The organism is Roseicitreum antarcticum (genome assembly GCF_014681765.1).
GTDB lineage: Bacteria > Pseudomonadota > Alphaproteobacteria > Rhodobacterales > Rhodobacteraceae > Roseicitreum > Roseicitreum antarcticum.
In genome coordinates this window covers 1,974,352-1,992,500 of sequence record NZ_CP061498.1, presented here as the reverse complement: position 1 = coordinate 1,992,500, position 18,149 = coordinate 1,974,352, and the positions used below count along the sequence as shown (strand labels likewise).

Below are 18,149 nucleotides of genomic sequence, written 5' to 3'. Positions count from 1 at the left end.
CTTGCTTTGCTTGATGTCTAACCGCGGTCCGTTATCCGGATCCGGGACCCTGTGTGGCGGGTAGTTTGACTGGGGCGGTCGCCTCCTAAAAAGTAACGGAGGCGCGCGAAGGTTGGCTCAGAGCGGTCGGAAATCGCTCGTTGAGTGCAATGGCAGAAGCCAGCCTGACTGCAAGACTGACAAGTCGAGCAGAGACGAAAGTCGGCCATAGTGATCCGGTGGTCCCAAGTGGGAGGGCCATCGCTCAACGGATAAAAGGTACGCCGGGGATAACAGGCTGATGGTGCCCAAGAGTCCATATCGACGGCACCGTTTGGCACCTCGATGTCGGCTCATCTCATCCTGGGGCTGGAGCAGGTCCCAAGGGTACGGCTGTTCGCCGTTTAAAGAGGTACGTGAGCTGGGTTTAGAACGTCGTGAGACAGTTCGGTCCCTATCTGCCGTGGGTGTAGGAGATTTGAGAAGAGTTGCCCCTAGTACGAGAGGACCGGGGTGAACGTTCCACTGGTGGACCTGTTGTGGCGCCAGCCGCAGTGCAGGGTAGCTATGAACGGACAGGATAACCGCTGAAGGCATCTAAGCGGGAAGCCCCCTTCAAAACAAGATCTCCCTTGAGAGCCGTGGTAGACCACCACGTCGATAGGCCGGAGATGTAAGCGCAGCAATGCGTTCAGTTGACCGGTACTAATGGCTCGATAGGCTTGATTTGATCCAGAAAAAGCAAGGCACAATCCTCGCTTCAAATCAAAAGCAGACCTCTGGATAGCTGATGTGTGTTTCTTCTCCGGTTTGGTGGCTATAGCACGAGCAAAACACCCGATCCCATCTCGAACTCGGAAGTTAAGTGCCGTCGCGCCAATGGTACTGCGTCTTAAGACGTGGGAGAGTAGGTCACCGCCAAACCTGACAAGAAACACAAATTTCTCTCATAACGATACAAAATGCGCACCAAATATATAGCGCAAATCAGCGCGGGATGGAGCAGCCCGGTAGCTCGTCAGGCTCATAACCTGAAGGTCGTTGGTTCAAATCCAACTCCCGCAACCAAATTCTTGAACGATATCAGAAGCATAGAACCCGACCTAAACAGTCGGGTTTTTGCTTGCGCATTTTGTGTCAACGCCATGTCAACGTTTGACGAGTCGCACGCAAAAGCGATGCGAGAACGGCCCTTCCGCCACCGTTGAAACCATCGCCCGTAACTGGTATATGACTCAGTCATACCATGGAGGTGCAGATGACCGTCAAAACAACCCTCAGCTTTACCGACCGCCATCACCACTTCCTCGCGGAAAAGGTGGGGCAAGGCGTGTTCGCGACCCAAAGCGCGGCAGTCGCGGCCGCGCTGGAGCAGATGATGCAGGACGAACAGGAACGCGATGTGGCCCTCGCGGCCCTCACGCAGGAAATCCGCGCCCGGATGGAAACACCGCGTTCAGCGTTTATCGACCAGGACGATGCGTTTGCCACCGCACAAGCCACCATCGGGACAGCGCGGGGCGCGTGAATTACCGCATCCGGTTCCATCCTCTCGTCGTACGTGACCTTGATGCCATCGCGCGCTGGATCCTCGACTATGCCGGGCCCGATGCGGCCGCCCGAAAGCTGGGCGAGATCGAGGCGGCCATCGCCACGCTGAAAGCCATGCCGCACAAAGGAAGCCTCCGCGATGAGATCGCCCCTGGCTTGCGTGCCATCCCGGCAGGCCGGAAAGCTGTGATCGCGTTTGTGGTTGATGATGACCAAAGGGAAGTTCTGATTTACGCTGTGACCTATGGCGGTGCCGATTGGGCCATGCGCAGCAGCGCGCGCAGCCGGTGACGGCGCAGTGGTCTTCTATTTATTCGAAAGTATGCTTTGATGGGATTTGTCTTTTACGATCTTGAGACCACAGGGCTATCGCCTGCTTATAACCAGCCGCTGCAATTCGCGGCGATCCGGACGGACGACAGCTTCGCCGAAATTGAGCGGGTAAATCTACGGTGTCGGATCGCCCCGCACATCATTCCGGCGCCACAGGCGCTGATCGTCACCGGCGTGACGCCCGCGCAGTTGGTTGACCCTGCACTGCCGACCTTGTTCGATTTTACCCAGTCCATCATGGAGTTGATCGAACGATGGGCGCCCGCGACATGGGTGGGCTTCAACACCATCCGGTTCGATGAGGAGGTTCTGCGGCAGACCTTCTACCAGAACCTGCAGCCGAACATTTACGCCACCCAGTTCAACGGCAACAACCGGCTCGACATTCTGACCGCCGTCTATGCTGTGTGGTGCCGCAGTCCGGGCCTGTTGAATTGGCCGACCGATGATACCGGCCGCACCACCTTCAAGCTGGATCGTCTGGCCCCAGCAAATGGCTTCAACGCCCACAACGCCCATGATGCCCTTGGGGATGTCGAGGCCACGGTCCACATCGCCCGCCTCATTGCCAACGGCGATCCTGTGCTCTGGTCGGCCATCCTGCACAATCGAGACAAACAGAGTGTCATGGCCACGCTGGAAACCTTCCGCCCGGTGGAACTGGTGCTGCGCTTTGGTGGCGGCCCGCCACGCTCCTATGTCGGGTGTTTCTGTGGGACGGCTGATGGAAACCCAACACAGGCGGCCTTCTTCGATCTGGAGGCAGGCCATCTCGAGGCCCTGATGCAGGCCGACGACGCGGCGCTGTTTCAGGCGGTCGATGGCACACCCCAGGTCATCCGCAGCATCGCGACCAACAAGGTGCCGTCGCTGTTCCCCATTGCCAATCCAGACCCAGACCATGTCCGCAAAGCAGCCCTGATCGCCACGAATCCTGCCTTTCGTGCAAGGGTCGGGCAAGCTATGGCCGCGCGCTATGTCGATGATCCAGATGCGCCGCCACCATCGGTCGAAAAGCAAATCTATGGCGGGTTCTATGCAAAAGGTGATCGCGATCTCCTGGCTGAATTCCAGCAGGCCGACTGGCCGCGGCGTTGCGAAATCGTCGATCTGTTGACCGATGCCCGCCTGCGCCAGCTTGGCCGCAGGCTGATTGCTTTCCATACGCCCAGCGTCCTGACTGCCGAAGAAGCGGCGCAGTTCAAAGTCTTTCTTCACGAACGGTGGAATGCCCCAGATACTCCCGAGATCGACTGGACGACCATCGCATCAGCCACGCGTGCCATCGCCGAGCTCCGGGCGGTGCCGGGGGCGGATCAGGCTGCGCTGAATGACATCGCGGATTTCATCCAGCAGTTTGGATCTGCGCAACCAGCGTGATGACATGAAGAATGACCACCTCAGCCTTTGCGCAAGGTGCACAATTGTGCCCTTTTCGAATCGCGACAGACGATGCCGTTGCATGCCACCATCTCCGGGCAGCGAATCCCTGCCGCTCTTTGAAAACGTGAATCCGTGAAACGGGCCGGGCGTGACGCTGCGGTCGAGGCGTCTGGCGCTTCCTGCAGGGTAGGTAATTGCCCGGTCCGTTCTTCACCTGCACGCCCGCGCTTGCTCGCGCAGGACGGCATAATCGCTGAGCATCCGCACCACCATCGATGTTTCTGATAGCGTTTCGACTTCAACCGCAGCACTTGCCTGATCAGTGGGGTTATAGTCCACGATCGGTGGGCAGCGCGCCAGAGCGTCAGAACTGACCGTCGCGCAACCGACCAGCAAGAGCATCGCGATCAGCAGGCCGACGGCTGGCGGCGTCCAGCATCTGACGTTGGATTTCATGTGTTCTCTCCGATGTTGAAAGACGTTCCGCCAGCCGCCCGGCGCGTTCCCCGGCGCGGCGGAGGTTCAAGAGGAACAAAGCGATTGTGATTGCTGCCAAAAGCAGGCCCAGCGCTCTGCGCGCCGGGCCGCTGGCGAGAATGGCGGTGATCCAGCCCATCATCGCTGGCCCCGCTTCCAGTCTTCGATCCGGGCGTGGATGGCGACGGCGATGCCGATCAGCGCCACGGCGATGAACACCCAGCGCAGGGTGTCGAGGTAGGGCACCAGGGGCAGGATAGCGGATTGGGTTTCCGCCAGGACGTCTTGCGCCACTTCAACACCGGCCGCGCCGACCGTGGCGATGCCCGCTGCCCCACCACCTTTCAAAGTGCGGCTGTCGGCAAGAACCTCACGGGCAGGCGGGGTTTCAGGCACGAAGGGCGTGGCGCTGGCAGCGAAGGGTTCGCCCCACGACCGCGCTGGCCCGAGATCGACGTGCATGAAGCCCGAGCGCGGATAAGTGCCGAAACCGAGGAAACCGACGGCGCGGGCGGCTTCGGCGAAGATGGCCGGGTCGTGGTTCGACATGGCGATGTCGAACGCCGTGCCCAGCATGTGCTTCGAGGCCGGGGCCCCACCCACCGCCCGGTTGTGGCTGGGGCTGCGATAGCCGGAACGCACGATCAGCGGCTTGCCGAGGCGGTTGCGCAGGGACTGCAGCTTGTCCATGGCTTCGGTGTTGATCTTGATCGCACCGGTGCCGCGGCAGGCGATCTCGGCCGGGGAAAAGCTGGGCCAGCGCCAGAGGCTTTCGGGCACGTCGCGGAAGTGGGCATAGGTCGTGGTCGGCATGGAGTTCTCCAGACATGCAAAACCCGCCGGTGGCGGGTGGGGTGGGTCGGCAGGTTGGTGTGGTGTTTGTCAGTCGATACGCCCGCGCTGGAAGACATCAAACACCAGATCGCGCATGGCGCGGATGTCGGTCTCGATGCGTTCCAGCCGGTCGGCGTCGCCTTTGCGGTCGTCGGCGCGCTGGCGATCAACGCGGTTGCGCTCGGCCAGCAGCTCGCGGTCCAGCCGCAGCAGCATCGCGTCATTGGTGAAGGCGCGGCGCGTGACAGCGGCAAGAAGTGCGATGAATCCACCGATCAGCGCGGTGATGGCGGCGGTCAGGCCGTTGTCGCGGAAGGCCGCGCCGACCTCCTGCAGCAATGAGGTGCGGTCTGTCATGGTGATATCCTTGGGTCATGAGTCTGATGTTCGTGCGAAACAGCCTGCGGTGGGGGCGGGTCACCCTATTTTGCAGCCCCAGAAGCTGGTGTGATCGGCGGCGAAGTAGCCGTCCGCGACCCGGAAATACCCCTGCAGCTCGACGGTATCGCCCGCGGTGAGCGGCACCATGGTCTGCAGCCAGATCGCGGTGGCCAGCGAAACATGGGTGGCCGAGCTCTCGCCGAAAGAGCCCCTGATCTCCGTGCTGCCGTTCAGCACCAGCCGCCCACGCATCCGGGCCGTGGTGCTGGCGTTGATCTTGTAGAGCAGCGTAGCGCCGAACAGGTAGGTGCCGTCCACAGGTGCGGTGAAGAGGTTAGTCCCGGCGTCGAACGCACCCTGATCGTTAGTGTCGGTGTTGTTCAAGCCGATCTTCGTCCAGGTGCCGACACCCACGTAGTTGTCGTAATTGGTGTAGGCCTTGAAGCGGGGCAGCTGCGGCTGGTCGACGATGCCGTTGGTGTTGTCGACGATCAGCCCGTCAAAGAACGTGCTGCCATCGGTGGAAACCGCGAGCCGGAACCGGTCGGAGCCGAAAAGCCCCAGCAGAGCCTTGGTCACGAAGCCGCTCTGCAGCGTCAGACCGAGATCGTCGCCCGCAGCCTCCTTGTTCATGGTGTAGAACAGATCACCGGTCCCACCTTCGGCCACGGTCTTCGCGGTCCAGAGCGCGGCGTTGAGCTTGGCCGAGAACGGATTGGCGGCATCGGCGGTGGTTCCCAGCCCCAACAGCGCGAGGTTTTGTAGGGAGGCGGGTGTCGTGCCGATCCAGCCCGCGCCATCGTAGACCAGCAGCAGACCCTCATCCTCGATCCACGCGCGCCAGCCTGTGCGCGGCGACAGACGCAGCCAAGCGCCATCTGTCCGGAGCGCCACGTTCAGGTCCCAGCCCGCCCAGTCGCCGGTTGCGCCCGAAGCAACGATGTAGCGGTCGCCATCGGCGGGGCTGCCGGGCGGCGCGGTCTGATCCCGGTCGAGAACGGAAAGCTGGATCAGCCCGTCGAGCAGCCGCAGCGCCTCGTTATGGGTCACATGCTTTTGGGCCTGCGATGCCAGGATGTATGGCAGTAGGAGGTGAGTGGTGATGTCGGACATGGTCCTGCTTTCAGAAGGTGAGGGTGACAGATCGGCCAGCGCCCCGGCCGATCAGGGCCGAGAGTTGATAAATGCGGATTGCGAGGAATTGGCCCGGGCCGAAGGGAGTGCCCCAATCGGCGGTCTGCTGGGCGGCGGTGTAGAGGGCAGAGGTCGTGGCAGTCGTCAAGGATCGCTTGACAATTGACCCGTCCAGAATATCGAGCGCATAAGCCTCAAAGTCTTCTGCCAAGGGCACATCGCCTGCACCCCAGCTGTCGGCCGCAAGCGACCGCGACCGGCGCGTCCAGCGAATGGTCAGATCGCCGGGACTGCGGGCGGTGCGCCACGGCTGCTCAACATGGGCGACCGAGAACGGCCGCAGTCCAGCACCTTCGGGTGTGAACGTGGCGGCGACAAAGGTCTCGTCGCTGACCGGACGAGAGGCTGGGCCGATGCGCCAGTTCCATGGCAGACCGAGGTCGGCTTCCGATATCGGCAGCGATGCCAGCGTGGTGTCCAACACGACAACCCGCGCGCCGGTCGGCACCATGCTGACCATCGCCCCTTCGGTTCCGCGCTGGCCGCGCAGGAGGCGGGTCAGCCTGTACCGCCCTGGTGCGATCAGCTCGGCTGTGCCTGCCTGGACGATCTCCCACTGCCCTGCGCCGCTTTCAACGGCCAGCGCATTCGCGCCGCCGAGCAAGGTGATGTCCGTGACGCTTTCCAGCGTGCCCGAGAAGAGATCGATGACCAGCGCATTGCCAAGATTAAAGCGCGACACCGGCCCGGCATAGAAGCCTTCTGCCAGAACCCCGATCCGGGCGCGGCTGCCAAATGTTGTCAGCAAAGCAAAGCCATCTGTGGCGGCGCTGCGATAGACCGCAATCTCTCCCGGCCATGGTTTGGCGTAGGCTGCAACGAAGGGCCGATGCGCCGGTTGATCCTCACGCAGCTGCGGTAGGTCCAGCAAGACCACATCCGGGGCACCAAAGACTGTCGGCGTCGAGAGTGAGGCAGGGCGTGGTTCGGGGAATGTCCCGCTCGATGTTGAAAAGCGCGACGGGGGACGCTGCTGATTTCAGGGTTACGCGGCATCTGCCACCTGGTCAACGGCGTCTTCGGGTTTGGAGCGATGCTTCTCCAGTGCTGCCTTGAGGACGGGCAATTGCTTGTGGGCCTTGAGGCGACGAAAGCCCTTGGCGGCCTCGAGCATGCCCGCAGCGGTCCAGCGCAGCGCCATTTTCGCGTCGCGCCAGCGCTTCACGTTCCGGCAGACCTGTCTGATCACCGCGTTCATAGACTCGACGATGTTTGTCGAAGCCAGTGAGCGGCGCAGTTCGGGCGGCAGGCCGAGGCGGGTCACGGTGAGGATCTCGTCGAGGCCCTCGAGGATGCTCTTCGACACGCCGGGCGCCTCGAGTTCGAGGCGGCGCGCGAGGGTGCGCAGAAGACGTTCGGCCTTGTCGGCATCATCGAGCTCCCAGGCCTGGCGCAGGGCGCGGCGGACAGCGGCGTGAAGCTTGGGATTGAGTCGCTCGGTGATGTTGCGAGCCTTGTGGACCTGGCAGCGCTGGATCGGAATGTCCGCGCCAAAGGTCCGGCGGATCGCCTTGGTCAGGGCCTTGGCGCCATCTACGATGAACAGCCGACAGACTGCGGGTTCGAGCCCACGCTCGATCAGGTTGTCCAACAACGCCTGCACGGTCGCAGCGTTCTCCGTCGCGCCTTCGACCACGCCCAGCGGGTGTTTCCGGCCGTCGGCATCGATCCCGATCGCGCCCAGCATCAGCAGGTTGTCCCCCATGTGCAGACCATCGATCTGGATCACCAGCAGGTCGAGCGCAGACAGATCAGAGGCCATCCATGCGTCCATGCGCGCCTGGGTCAGCGCCTTGAACCGCCGTGAGACTGCGGATTTCGACAGCCCCGATCCCGCCTCGGACGGCACCCCGGCCTCGGGCAGACGCACGGCGCGGCCGACTTTGCGCGTGGCGACATTCATCAGCATCAGGCTCATCGCCCATTGCTCCAGCCAGCCGGCCTGCGCAGCTTCCTGCCAGCTTGGCAGCGACAGCTCCTTGCCGGTGGTTTTTGATCGCACCCGCGGACGCTCCAGTTCCACCTTGCCACCGTGAAAGCCCACCGGGCCCCGCGTGCGGCCCAGCGATACCCCTGCTTGTCGGCACTGCGCGCATGCGGGGCCCCGGCCAGCGCCGTCGCGTCCTCCTCCAGCATCTGCGTCAGGCTGGCGAGACCCGCGACCAGGCAGAACCGCTCGAAGCTCGCCCCGACCGCATCACGGGCCTCTTCGACTGCCGCCGTCAGCTCGGCCTTGCTGGCCAGGGCCAGCGGGGATGTGGTAGATGTTTTCATGGTGTTGCTCTCCATCTGGATTGAACACCCCGAGCCTACGGCTCAGGGAGAGCAACGCCACCCTTCAGATAACGAACTTCAACATCGGTCGGGACATTCCCGTGGTTCGCCGGGTGGCAGGTCATAGACGGCCCGATCCTGGCGCACGGCGTCGACGCTGCGCAGATCAGAATCCGCGATGGAGACCAGCCGCATCTCGGTCAGGCGGCCATCGTGATCGAGCAGGATCACATCGCAGGGGTCCAGCGCCAGCCGCGAGGGTGGCAGGCGAAACACCGCACTTTCGCGTCCGACCCAAGCCTCCATCAGCGCGCGACGACAGCGGCGTTCGGCCTCTTCGGGCGGCACTGCCATCGGAAACGCCTCGGCGGCGATCCTCGTGGTGTCGACCGTGATGCGCCGGGCCTCGACCTGCGCCGCGTCATAATCCTCATCAGCGCGGGCGACCTGCCATTTGAGCGCCTGCGGCAGTTCGGTTTCCTGCGCCCGGGTCAGTTCCATCACGTCACCCTGCGCCGAGGAGGGCGCGACCATGCTGTCGGGCGTGATCGTGGCAATGGCGATCCGGCCGCGCATCAGGCAGCGGATGCGGCCTTCGCTCTCGACCGCATCAAAGCCAAAATGCCGGGCCAGCGTGGAAATCGAGGCGCGTGGGGCTTCCAGCGCCGAAATCACATAGCCCTCAACTGCGCCCCAGAGGCCGGAGACGTCGATCTGATCTTCTGGCATTCCGGCACGCAGGCAGAGGTGGCGCACCAGTGCGGCGAGGGAAACAGCGCCCAGCCGTCCGGTTAGCCAATGGCCGCGCCGCCAGTTTGGCCCATCGGTCCAGACGTCGGTCAGGCCGGGAAAGAACGGATAGGGCCGGGCGTCCCAGGTCCAGGCCGCGCATTCCGGCACATGGACCATCGGCGCGAGGTAGACAGACGATGTAGGATTGTTGGCTGGTGTTGACCAAAACAGATACGTCGCCTCAAGATAGGCACGCTGGATCGCATCATCCCGCCAGCCGCGCGAAAAGTAGGGCGTAGAGCTTTCCGACGATTTTGGGTCAAAGAACACGTTCGGCTGATTGGTACCGCGGTCAATCGCAGGGCAGCCCAGTTCCGTGAACCAGATCGGTTTTGACTGCGGCACCCAATCGGTTGGCACACCGCTCTCCACACCACCCGGTCGGTTGAAATGCGGGTTTTGCCACCAGGCGCGCAGATCCTTGAAACGGAACACCCATGGTTTTGCCGCCGCACCGTCCGTGATCGGCGTCCGGGTTTGGGTCGCCCTGTCAGATGGGTTGGCATAGAACCAGTCAAACCCCTCGCCACCGGTGATGTTTGATTGCAGGTAGGCACGGTCGTAGATCGCCGGGGCCAGCGCGGCATCAATGTGATCAAACCCGTCGCGCCAGTCCGAGAGCGGCATGTAGTTATCGATGCCGATGAGGTTGATGTTGGCGTCCGACCAGAGCGGGTCAAGGTGGAAGAAGACATCGCCGCTGCCGTCGGCAGGGTGGTGGCCGAAGTATTCCGACCAGTCGGCGGCATAGCCGAGGCTCAAACCCGCGCCGAGGATCGCACGTACATCAGCCGCGAGGGATTTGAAGGCGGTGACGGCGGGATAGGTGCTGGCACCAGAGCGGATCGTGGTCAGGCCGGGCATCTCAGACCCAACCAGGAAGGCATCGACGCCCCCAGCGGCTTTGCACAGATGCGCGTAGTGCAGGATCATTCGACGCAGCGACCATTCGCCTGCCGGGCCGGTCCAGCTGACGCTCTCGCCCGACACCGCGAATTGCGCCGGGCTGGCCGCGCCGAACAGCGCCGCGACCTGCGTGGCGGCGGTGGCGGTCTTGTCCACGGTCCCAGCATAACCCGCCGCAGGGGAGCAGGTGATCCTTCCCCGCCAGGGGAAAGCAGGCTGGCCGGTTGTGGCTGTGTCGTCAGAGAAGGGGTTCGGCAGGGTGTTGCCGCTCGGCACATCCATCAGCAGAAACGGATAGAAGGTCACTCGCAGCCCGCGCGCTTTCATCTCCTGGATCGCCTGCACCACGGCGAAATCTGCCGGGGTGCCGCCATAGACCGGACGATCCTCGGCATCTCGGCTGACAAGAAAAGCATCCGCGCGCGAAACCCCATTCACCGACCATGCCGAGGGCGTCGTGGTCTTGGTGTCTACCTCGACACCCGGCCGAACCTTGCAGTTCCCCGTCCGCAGGTCATCGCCGAACCACGCCACCACCAGCGACACACTTTCCACCGCCGGGGCCATCGCTTGCAGCCGGTCCAGTGCCACCACGAAGTCAGCAGTATCGGAGATCGCATTCAGGTTCTCGGCCACGGTGGTGCCGCCGGAGGTTTGACCAAAGCCGATGGTCGTGCCGCCGCTGGTCTTCTTGACGGGCACGGTGGCATAACTGAACTCGCCCGAGGCCGGGATTAGCGTCACAGCCTTGACCATCCCCTCGGCGGTGTCAGCATCGGCCAGTGGCCGGAACACCTCAAAGCTGATCTGCGGCAGCCGGTTGCCGAAGGGGCTAAGGTCCAATTCCTCGAACACCACATAGGCAGTGCCGCGATAAGCGGGGGTATTGGATGCCCCCATCTTGGCGCTGATGAACGGGTCCGGAGCCTGCATCTCGTCTCCGGGATACCAGCGCCAGGTGACACCGGACATGTCAATCGGCTTGCCATCGGCCCAGACGCGCCCGATGCCGGTGATCTCGCCCTCGCAGAGCGCCACAGCGAAGGACGCCGAGTAGAGATACTCGGTCGTTCTGACCTTCGGCCCGATCCCTTTGCCGCCGCCCTGACTGGTGGTCTTGGTCTCCTCGCGAAAATCCGTGGCCCAGATGATGTTGCCACCAATCCGCATGCGACCATAAAGCCGCGGGATCACCGCCCCCTCGGTTGAGGAGGTAATGCGCAGGCTGTCGAGCCGCGCGCCTTCGATGCGCTGAGCGGGGGCCAGGGACGACACGATCCAACTATCAACCACTGAGCCGATGGTCGATCCAATGAAGCCACCGATGGCAGCGCCGGAAAAGCCGAGGATGGCACCGCCGAATCCCGCACCGAGCGCGGAGCCGACGGCACCGAGAACCAAAGTTGCCATGTGAAAATCTCAGATGTTGCTGGAGCGTGGGAACAGGAAGGCGAACGCGATCCGGCGCGCCCATGCCGGGGTCAGGATTTCCTCGACGACGCCCAGCCGTTCATAGGCATGGATGAAATGGTCGGAGCCAGTCAGGATCCCGACGTGCTTGGCAATTGCGCGCGGAGCCATGCGAAACAGGACCAGCGCGCCGGGACCGGCATCGCTTACGGCAACTTCGGGCATCATGCGCCGCGCGCCTTCCGCCAGTACCTCGTTCGGCCCTGTCTCGCCCCAATCCCGGCTGTAGGGCGGGATCGGGAAAGGTTCATCTCCGACCACGTCGCGCCAGACGCCGCGCGCGAGGCCGAGGCAATCGCAGCCGACCCCGCGCAGGCTGGCTTGATCGTGGTAGGGCGTGCCGAGCCAGGAGCGGGCGGTGGCAATTACGAGGGCGGGATCAATGATTTCTACTTCGGGCACTGAGGTCTCAGCTTGATACCCAGAAGTATCATGAGCTCCTGAACCAACATCATTGGTGCGGCTCCATATCATCACGGCGATCCTTCCGGTCTCACAATTATACCTACAACGATCCAAATATTGCCAAATCCAAGGTATCGATATCCAAAGATGATGCTATAAATGCTAGCATAAAAGGCTCATACTGGCTTCAGGCACTAGGAGGCTTAGACATGACCACGACAATTCATCCAGACGCGCTCAAGTACTACCGGGACCGAAAGCATTGGACACAGGAGCAGCTCGCCGAGGCTACCAAAGGCAAGAACAGGGTTAGCTTGCCCACGATTAAGCGGATCGAAAGCACCAAGGACGGCACCTATGCGGCCAATGATCGCGTTGCGGAAGGCTTGGCGAAAGCACTTGGCGTCACCCTCGATGTCCTTTCCAAGCCCCCCACAGACGAAGCAGAGCGCGAGGCATCTCTCCGACAGTTCGGCTACCGGCCGCTACGCATGATGCTCGATGCCGAGACAGCCATGGCGTTCAACATGGTTCAGCACATCTACGGCATTCCGATTCATTCGCAGATTGTAATGGCGCCTCTGTTCGCCGCATTGCTTGCTGAAGGAAGCCTCACGTGGCGGCGGGAGCGGGTCGCGGAGATAGAGGACGCGGCTGCAACGCTTATGGCCCTTGGTGGAGGCCATTTTTCTTTCGCGAACTCTGCTTATCGCGCTGAAGACGGCGCATCTTGCGAGAAGATATGCATCGAGAATCGCGATCTGTTTGGCAAGGATGTCCCGGACGACGTGTATGACCTCGGCTACGATCCTTCGCAGAACAACCCTTTTGCGGATTACATCAAAAATTTCGCAAACGAGATGGACGCAAAGACGGTGTCGTTCGAAGGAGACTGGTCAACCTCCAGCTGGAAGACCAGCGAGGGCATGCCGGAGTATCGGATCGGCGCTGACCTGATCCACGAACTTACGGGTGAAGATCCCGATGCCGAGTATGCACTTTTGCGAGGGCACGTTCGGTTGAAGGACATTCCCGGCGATATGCTGGGCAACGACAATGAGGTCGAGCGGGTCGCTTGGATCATAAGTCGAATTCCTGAAGATGAACTCGCAAAGCGCAAGAAGGATCGGGAAGAGCTCATGTCGCTGATTGGCGACATCGACATCTCAGGTTCGGCGGTTAACTCCCATGAGGCGGAGGAGAACAACGATGCATGACCTTCGCTTCACTCAACATGCCGAAACACGCATGCGGCAACGCGGCTTTAGAAACGTGGACGTAAGTCTAGTGCTTAGTGTGGCGACGCGTGTGGCCGACGACGCATTCTTTCTCAGCGACAAGGACGCAGCCCGCGAGATCGAGAGGCGTCGGCACGAGATCCAGCAGCTCGAACGTTTGCGGGGCACCAAACTCATCGTCGATTGCTATAGCGTCATCACCCTTTACCATTCCGACCGAAAGCCAGTTCGCGCAAATGGCAGGAATCGCGGGAGAGCATCATGAAGTGTGAAACCGCGACACAAGCTGTGCTCGTTTCCGTGCCTATCTCTGTCGTCGAAGCCATCCTGACATTGCGGTCTGCGCTTGACGACGATGTTGCATCGGCGCTCGGGAAAAGCCTTGCGGGCGCTCGAACTGTGAACACGGCCCAGCTTGACCCGCCGCCGACCAGCGTCGCCGTCCACGAGCGCGGGAAGTACGCCGCAGAGTTTCTCGGGGTTGGATTCTCCGTTGATACCTTAGCGGCCCTGTTCGGCCGGGTCGTAGATATGATGGCCGATGTTGCGCCGGAGAACTTGGTTTCGCTTGCCGGAATCCGTACGCGTGGACGCCGCCTTATCTCACTGGAACCGCGCGGCATCCATCCCTACAGCCCTCATCTCCCAGTACAGCTGACAGCATCCGGATGGTGGATCAGCAAGAACATAAGCAAAGACCAACTGAGGTCGGCTCTTCGTACCGTTTGCGAAATTTCAGGGCTGACCTTCGGGAAAGACCTAAGGTTTCCCTTTCGATAGCCGCAATTGCAGCGGTGGGCCGATGCAAGCTCCAATCAATGCGGCATTCCAGCGAACCGCTCAAAGAACGTTCCCCTCATGGCCGCCATCCTGGCTGGCATAGCGCAGAACGGCATCCTGGCCGGGGATGTTGGGAAAGCCCCTGAAGTTGGCAGTATTGCCGAACTTTGCCCCACAGGTGGCGATGCGCTTGTCGCAGCCCGCCCGCGCGATGAAGCTGTCTCCCTCGGCGATGGCGCGCACCGGGGCTTCCAGCAGGGTCAGGGTGGCGATGGCATCGGTCAATCCATGCGCCAGAACTTCGGTAATGCGTCCAGCATTGGCACCATTGGTCCAGGTGACCGTGCCAGAGGTAAACCAGCCAGCGTTAAAGCCGGGCATACCAGACGCCATGAACGCCCGGTCGCGCAGCAGATCAGTGACCACGCCGAACCCCTTGTAGACAGCGTTTTCCAGATTGATCCCACAGCGTGCATCGCCCAGCGCTGCATCACAGCCCGCCTGAAACGTCCGCCCGACGGTCTGGCCCAGAACATGCGCCAGTGACCGGACCTCGGCCACGAATGCCATGCGGCCGCGCCGGATTTGCCCCACGCCCCCTCGGCGCAGCAGCACTCGCTGGCTGGTGTCGGCCCAGTTCACCCGCCACAGCTCGACCGCCGCATTGTCCCAGCGCCCGTCGACAATATCGGTTTCGGTGATCCTGTCCGAGGTCAGCACGCCGCTCGCGTCCTGTGCATCGACGGCCAGATCGGAACCTGACCGAATTTCTGAGGCCGCAAACCCGCTTTCCGGCTCAAACTCGGTGCCGTCAAAGCCGAGGGCGCGGTCATGATCGGTGAAGCCCAGCGCCACACCGTCTGCCCGCGAAATCCGCCAGCACCAAGACAGGGTGGTTGTGCCATCGTCCAGATGGGCCTGCAGCGCAGGGGAGAGGGATTTCATCTGCGAATCTCCAGCAGTGGGATGGAGGTGATCGAGCCGAGCCGCTCGATATCGAGGGTCACATCAAGTGTGTCGGTGTCGAAGCGGACGGGCACGTCGAATTCGAAGCCCGCAGTGATCGCGATGCCTGCACCCGGGGTGGCAGCGAAGGTGACGCTGCCGGTGGCGGTGTCGACGCTCCAGCCGGTCATCTGTTCGACGCCGTTCAGGGCAAGGCGAACGCTGCCTGCGACAGGTTTGGCGATGGCGCGGGTCCAGCTTTGTGCGCCGGAGGTGTAGCGTTTCAGGAGCGCGAAGGTTGTGACAGCGCCGTTGCCGGTGCCGATCGGCTGGTCCGTCGGGGCCACGGCTTGCGACGGCATGCAGGATTTGTAATCCGCCCAATCCTTGTAGCGGAACCCGTGCAGGCGGCCGTTGCGGGCCTCGAAGAAGGCGACGACCAAAGCCAGATCATCGGCGCGACGGATGCCATAGGCCACGTCAAAGCGGCGGCGCGAGTTGGCCCAGCTGGCGTTGCGTTCCTCGTCACCGGAGGCAAGTTCGACGATCTGGGTGCGTCGTTCCGGGCCGCCTCGCGCGCCACGGCTGATGTTGTCGGGGAAGCGAACTTCATGGAACGCCATCACATGCCCCTTCGGCCCAGCGACACGGCGCGGGCAATGTCGGCCGCGACCTGTGTGCGGGATTGCCGGAAGCTTTCGGCGTCACGCGCATTGATGGTGACGGAGATATTCGGGGCTGCACTTTGACCCTTGCCATAGCCAGCCGCTTCCCGGCGCGACAGAACCCGCTCACCCCGTTGCAGGATCGCCGGAACCTCGTCGGGTTTGATGCCCGCCCAGCCACCGGAATGCATACGCGGGGCACCAGCGAAGGCCATGGCTGGCACCATGCGGCCCGGGCCCGGCGATCCGACCGTGCCGCCAGCGTGCAAGATATCTGCGAACAATCCACCCGCACCGCCCAGCGCGCCCGAGAGGGCATTGGCGATAGGCCCAAGGATGAAGCGTCGGGCCGCCAGTTTTGCCAGATCGGCGATCATCGACGTGACGAGGTCGCGGAAGTCGAGCTTGCCGGTTTTGACAAAGGTGGCCACCGCGTTCTCGGCGCTTTGAAATGCGCCGACCAGTGTCTGGCCGATATCGCCACCAATGTCGCGGGCCTTGGCGGCATAGTCGGCGAGTGCTGCGGTGACCGCGCTCCAGCCGGTTGCGGCTTGCTCCGCGCCCTCGGCTGCTGCTGCCCCGGCAGCGCGGGCAGCGGCTCCTGCACCACTGGCAGCGGCGGCAGTCTCGTCCAATTCCAGCCCGAGCGCATCCGCCGAGGCCGCAGCATCGGCCAGTGCGGCTTCAGCTTCGGTACCGCTGCCGGTCACCGCGTCGCGCAGCGCTTGCCAACTGGCCAAAGGTCGACCGGCGGCATCCGCCAGCATGCCTGCGGCCTCGCGGTAACCATCTGAACGGGCGCGGGCGTCATCGGCCATTGTGCCAAGACCGAGGTCAGGTGGTTCCAGATAAGTGCGCGACAGAGCGGCGGAGAAGGCATCGGCTGCTGCGGCACCTGCTGCGGTTGCAGCACCCTCGAACGGGTTGCCGATCCGCGCCAGGTCCAAGGGATCCAGCGCGCCGATCCTGATGCCACCATCACCTGTTGCCCATTCCGGCAGCAGCGCCAGTGCGGCGTTCAATCCGTTGATGAAAGTGTTGATCCGGGTGACGACACCGTTCAGCATCGCCTCGACGCCGGAGATCAGGCCGTTCGCGGCCTGAAAGGCAAAGTCACCGATGGCACCGGGCAGACTGCCCCAAATCGCCACGGCTGCATCATAGGCCCCCTGGAAAATCGCCGCCGTCCGGTCGCCGAAGTTGACCACCCCAGCGATGGTACCCTCAAGTGCCGAAAGACTTGCGGCCTTCAGCCCCTCCCAACCGGCCGCCATTTGTGCCAGCGCACCATCCAGCGCCAGCCCCATCCGCGACCAGACCTCCTTGGCCAGATCGCCAAGCAGCCGGAACGCCTCTCCAACGCCGCCAACCCGGGCCACCAGCTGAGAGAACTGATAGACCAGTTCGCCCGCGCCGACGATTAGCGCTCCGATCCCGGTGCGGATCAGCGCCCCGCGCAGGAGGACCAGTGCGGTGGCCAGCCCGCGCACCGAGAGCGCCGCCGCCGCCACACCAGCCACCCAGCGCCCGGCCATGATGCCTGCGAACGTCGCGGCATAGGTGGTCAGCCGTCCGAGGTTGTCGAACAGCGCCTTGATCGCGATCCCGAGTGGCCCGGTGCGGCTGGCAATAGCGGCCATGGCGTTGGCCACTGCCTCCAAGGAGGGCGCAGCGGCGACAGCCAATTGGTTCGACAGCCCGCGCCAGATCAGGCCCAACCGTGAAATCGCGTCATTGGTGCGTTCGATCTGGTTGGCGTCAGCTTCGGAAACGACAACCCCGAAGGCGAGAACATCCTCGGTCGCCTGGCGAAGTGTCGCCGTGTCGATCCGTGTGAACACCAGCGCCGCGCGGTCGCCGAAGAGCTGCGAGGCCACCGCCGCGCGTTCGGCTTCGGGGACAAATTGCCCGAGCGCCTCCTGAATGGCCGCGATGCGCGCATCCAGCGGCAGGCGCTGTAAATCTTCGGCCGAAAGCCGCAAACGGCGCAAAGCGTCAATCGCCGGGCCGGTACCGGAGGCGGCCTGGCTGAGCCGCCGCGTCAGCTGCACGGTGGCTTGCTCGACCTGACCCATCGACACGCCTGCCAGATCGCCCGCCCGCTCCAGCACCTGAAGGCTGGCAACCGTTGTGCCAAGAGATTGCGCCATCTTGGCCTGCGCATCGACGGTCTGCAGGCCAGAGCGGATCATCGCAACGCCCGCCGCCGCCAGAGCTGCAGTTGCAGCCGCTGCAGCAAGCGTGGCGCGGCGAGCAAAGGCGGCAACGCGGGCATTCGCCATGTCCATCTCGCGCGACAGCCGCCCGAACCCGCGCGCCCCGGCCTCACCAACGCCTTCCAGCTCGGCGCGGACCTGGCGGCCGCCTTCTGCCACGAGGCGGACAGAGACCCGTTTTTCAGCCATGGTTTTCTCCGATTTGTTCGTTCAGTTTGCGGACCATCACTGCCTCAATCTCGGGCAGCAGTTCGGCGGCGATCAGGGTATCGATGCCAAGGGCGTGGGCCATCGCGAGGGCCGCGCCCATGTCCCAGCCCAACACA

At 62.9% G+C, this 18,149-nt stretch carries 16 protein-coding genes, 1 tRNA gene, 2 rRNA genes and 3 pseudogenes (1 of these 22 running past the window's edge); 9 read left to right on the top strand and 13 right to left on the bottom strand.

Features of this window, described 5'->3' with window-relative positions; all coding sequences use genetic code 11:
- The 6 genes from H9529_RS09555 to H9529_RS09530 form a co-directional block, all read left to right on the top strand.
- Window positions 1-709: ribosomal RNA gene (locus H9529_RS09555) — 23S ribosomal RNA — on the top strand; it begins 2,125 nt to the left of the window's first position.
- Window positions 710-788: 79 nt separating this feature from the next.
- A 5S ribosomal RNA gene (rrf, locus tag H9529_RS09550) occupies window positions 789-903 on the top strand.
- 67 nt (window positions 904-970) lie between these two features.
- A tRNA-Met gene (locus H9529_RS09545) sits at window positions 971-1,047 on the top strand.
- Window positions 1,048-1,237: 190 nt separating this feature from the next.
- Complete coding sequence (locus H9529_RS09540) at window positions 1,238-1,507, top strand: hypothetical protein (protein ID WP_223814122.1); 270 nt, start codon at window positions 1,238-1,240, stop codon at window positions 1,505-1,507.
- Window positions 1,504-1,821 (top strand): type II toxin-antitoxin system RelE/ParE family toxin, encoded by a 318-nt coding sequence (locus H9529_RS09535; RefSeq protein WP_092892711.1) that lies wholly within the window; start codon window positions 1,504-1,506, stop codon window positions 1,819-1,821. Before H9529_RS09540 ends, H9529_RS09535 begins: the two co-directional genes overlap by 4 nt.
- A 39-nt stretch (window positions 1,822-1,860) precedes the next feature.
- Window positions 1,861-3,243 (top strand): exodeoxyribonuclease I, encoded by a 1,383-nt coding sequence (locus tag H9529_RS09530; RefSeq protein WP_092892713.1) that lies wholly within the window; start codon window positions 1,861-1,863, stop codon window positions 3,241-3,243.
- 213 nt (window positions 3,244-3,456) lie between these two features.
- Here the strand turns inward: H9529_RS09530 and H9529_RS09525 are convergent, their stop codons facing one another.
- From H9529_RS09525 to H9529_RS09490, 9 genes and pseudogenes are all read right to left on the bottom strand, one after another.
- Window positions 3,457-3,702 carry a hypothetical protein gene (locus H9529_RS09525; protein WP_092892715.1) on the bottom strand — a complete coding sequence of 82 codons (246 nt, stop codon included), beginning with the start codon at window positions 3,700-3,702 and terminating at the stop codon, window positions 3,457-3,459.
- Window positions 3,611-3,862, bottom strand: coding sequence for a hypothetical protein (locus H9529_RS20750; RefSeq protein WP_092892723.1), 252 nt, complete (start codon window positions 3,860-3,862; stop codon window positions 3,611-3,613). Before H9529_RS20750 ends, H9529_RS09525 begins: the two co-directional genes overlap by 92 nt.
- The gene (locus H9529_RS09520; RefSeq protein WP_092892717.1) at window positions 3,862-4,536 is read right to left on the bottom strand and encodes a YcbK family protein; all 675 of its coding nucleotides are present in this window, start codon (window positions 4,534-4,536) and stop codon (window positions 3,862-3,864) included. The genes H9529_RS20750 and H9529_RS09520 overlap by 1 nt, the downstream gene beginning before the upstream one ends.
- A gap of 69 nt (window positions 4,537-4,605) precedes the next feature.
- A complete protein-coding gene (locus H9529_RS09515) occupies window positions 4,606-4,914 on the bottom strand; it encodes a hypothetical protein (protein WP_092892719.1) in 309 nt (102 codons plus the stop codon).
- A gap of 60 nt (window positions 4,915-4,974) precedes the next feature.
- Window positions 4,975-6,051 (bottom strand): DUF2793 domain-containing protein, encoded by a 1,077-nt coding sequence (locus H9529_RS09510; RefSeq protein WP_092892721.1) that lies wholly within the window; start codon window positions 6,049-6,051, stop codon window positions 4,975-4,977.
- 10 nt (window positions 6,052-6,061) lie between these two features.
- Window positions 6,062-7,060 (bottom strand): annotated as a pseudogene (locus H9529_RS09505) (GTA baseplate fiber-binding domain-containing protein); the annotation flags it as partial.
- A 57-nt stretch (window positions 7,061-7,117) separates the two neighbouring features.
- Window positions 7,118-8,406, bottom strand: a pseudogene (locus H9529_RS09500) (IS256 family transposase).
- 99 nt (window positions 8,407-8,505) lie between these two features.
- Window positions 8,506-11,514 (bottom strand): annotated as a pseudogene (locus H9529_RS09495) (baseplate multidomain protein megatron); the annotation flags it as partial.
- A gap of 9 nt (window positions 11,515-11,523) precedes the next feature.
- On the bottom strand, window positions 11,524-11,976 hold the full coding sequence (locus H9529_RS09490) for an NlpC/P60 family protein (protein ID WP_223814119.1): 453 nt from the start codon (window positions 11,974-11,976) through the stop codon (window positions 11,524-11,526).
- A 212-nt stretch (window positions 11,977-12,188) separates the two neighbouring features.
- Here H9529_RS09490 and H9529_RS09485 point away from each other — a divergent pair, with 212 nt between their 5' ends.
- The 3 genes from H9529_RS09485 to H9529_RS09475 are packed head-to-tail and all read left to right on the top strand — an operon-like array spanning window position 12,189 to window position 13,997.
- A complete protein-coding gene (locus tag H9529_RS09485; RefSeq protein WP_092892685.1) occupies window positions 12,189-13,196 on the top strand; it encodes a helix-turn-helix domain-containing protein in 1,008 nt (335 codons plus the stop codon).
- A complete protein-coding gene (locus H9529_RS09480) occupies window positions 13,189-13,482 on the top strand; it encodes a hypothetical protein (protein WP_092892683.1) in 294 nt (97 codons plus the stop codon). Before H9529_RS09485 ends, H9529_RS09480 begins: the two co-directional genes overlap by 8 nt.
- Entirely contained in the window at window positions 13,479-13,997 is a 519-nt protein-coding gene (locus H9529_RS09475; RefSeq protein ID WP_092892681.1) for a hypothetical protein, read from the top strand. The genes H9529_RS09480 and H9529_RS09475 overlap by 4 nt, the downstream gene beginning before the upstream one ends.
- Before the next feature lie 60 nt (window positions 13,998-14,057).
- Here H9529_RS09475 and H9529_RS09470 read toward each other — a convergent pair whose 3' ends face one another.
- From H9529_RS09470 to H9529_RS21100, 4 genes are read right to left on the bottom strand one after another with little or no spacing between them, the layout of a single operon-like run.
- Window positions 14,058-14,942 carry a DUF2163 domain-containing protein gene (locus H9529_RS09470; RefSeq protein WP_092892679.1) on the bottom strand — a complete coding sequence of 295 codons (885 nt, stop codon included), beginning with the start codon at window positions 14,940-14,942 and terminating at the stop codon, window positions 14,058-14,060.
- A complete protein-coding gene (locus tag H9529_RS09465) occupies window positions 14,939-15,565 on the bottom strand; it encodes a DUF2460 domain-containing protein (protein ID WP_092892677.1) in 627 nt (208 codons plus the stop codon). The genes H9529_RS09470 and H9529_RS09465 overlap by 4 nt, the downstream gene beginning before the upstream one ends.
- A complete protein-coding gene (locus H9529_RS09460) occupies window positions 15,565-18,012 on the bottom strand; it encodes a phage tail tape measure C-terminal domain-containing protein (protein WP_092892675.1) in 2,448 nt (815 codons plus the stop codon). The genes H9529_RS09465 and H9529_RS09460 overlap by 1 nt, the downstream gene beginning before the upstream one ends.
- Entirely contained in the window at window positions 18,005-18,133 is a 129-nt protein-coding gene (locus H9529_RS21100) for a DUF7697 family protein (protein WP_256327083.1), read from the bottom strand. The genes H9529_RS09460 and H9529_RS21100 overlap by 8 nt, the downstream gene beginning before the upstream one ends.
- Window positions 18,134-18,149 lie beyond the last annotated feature (16 nt).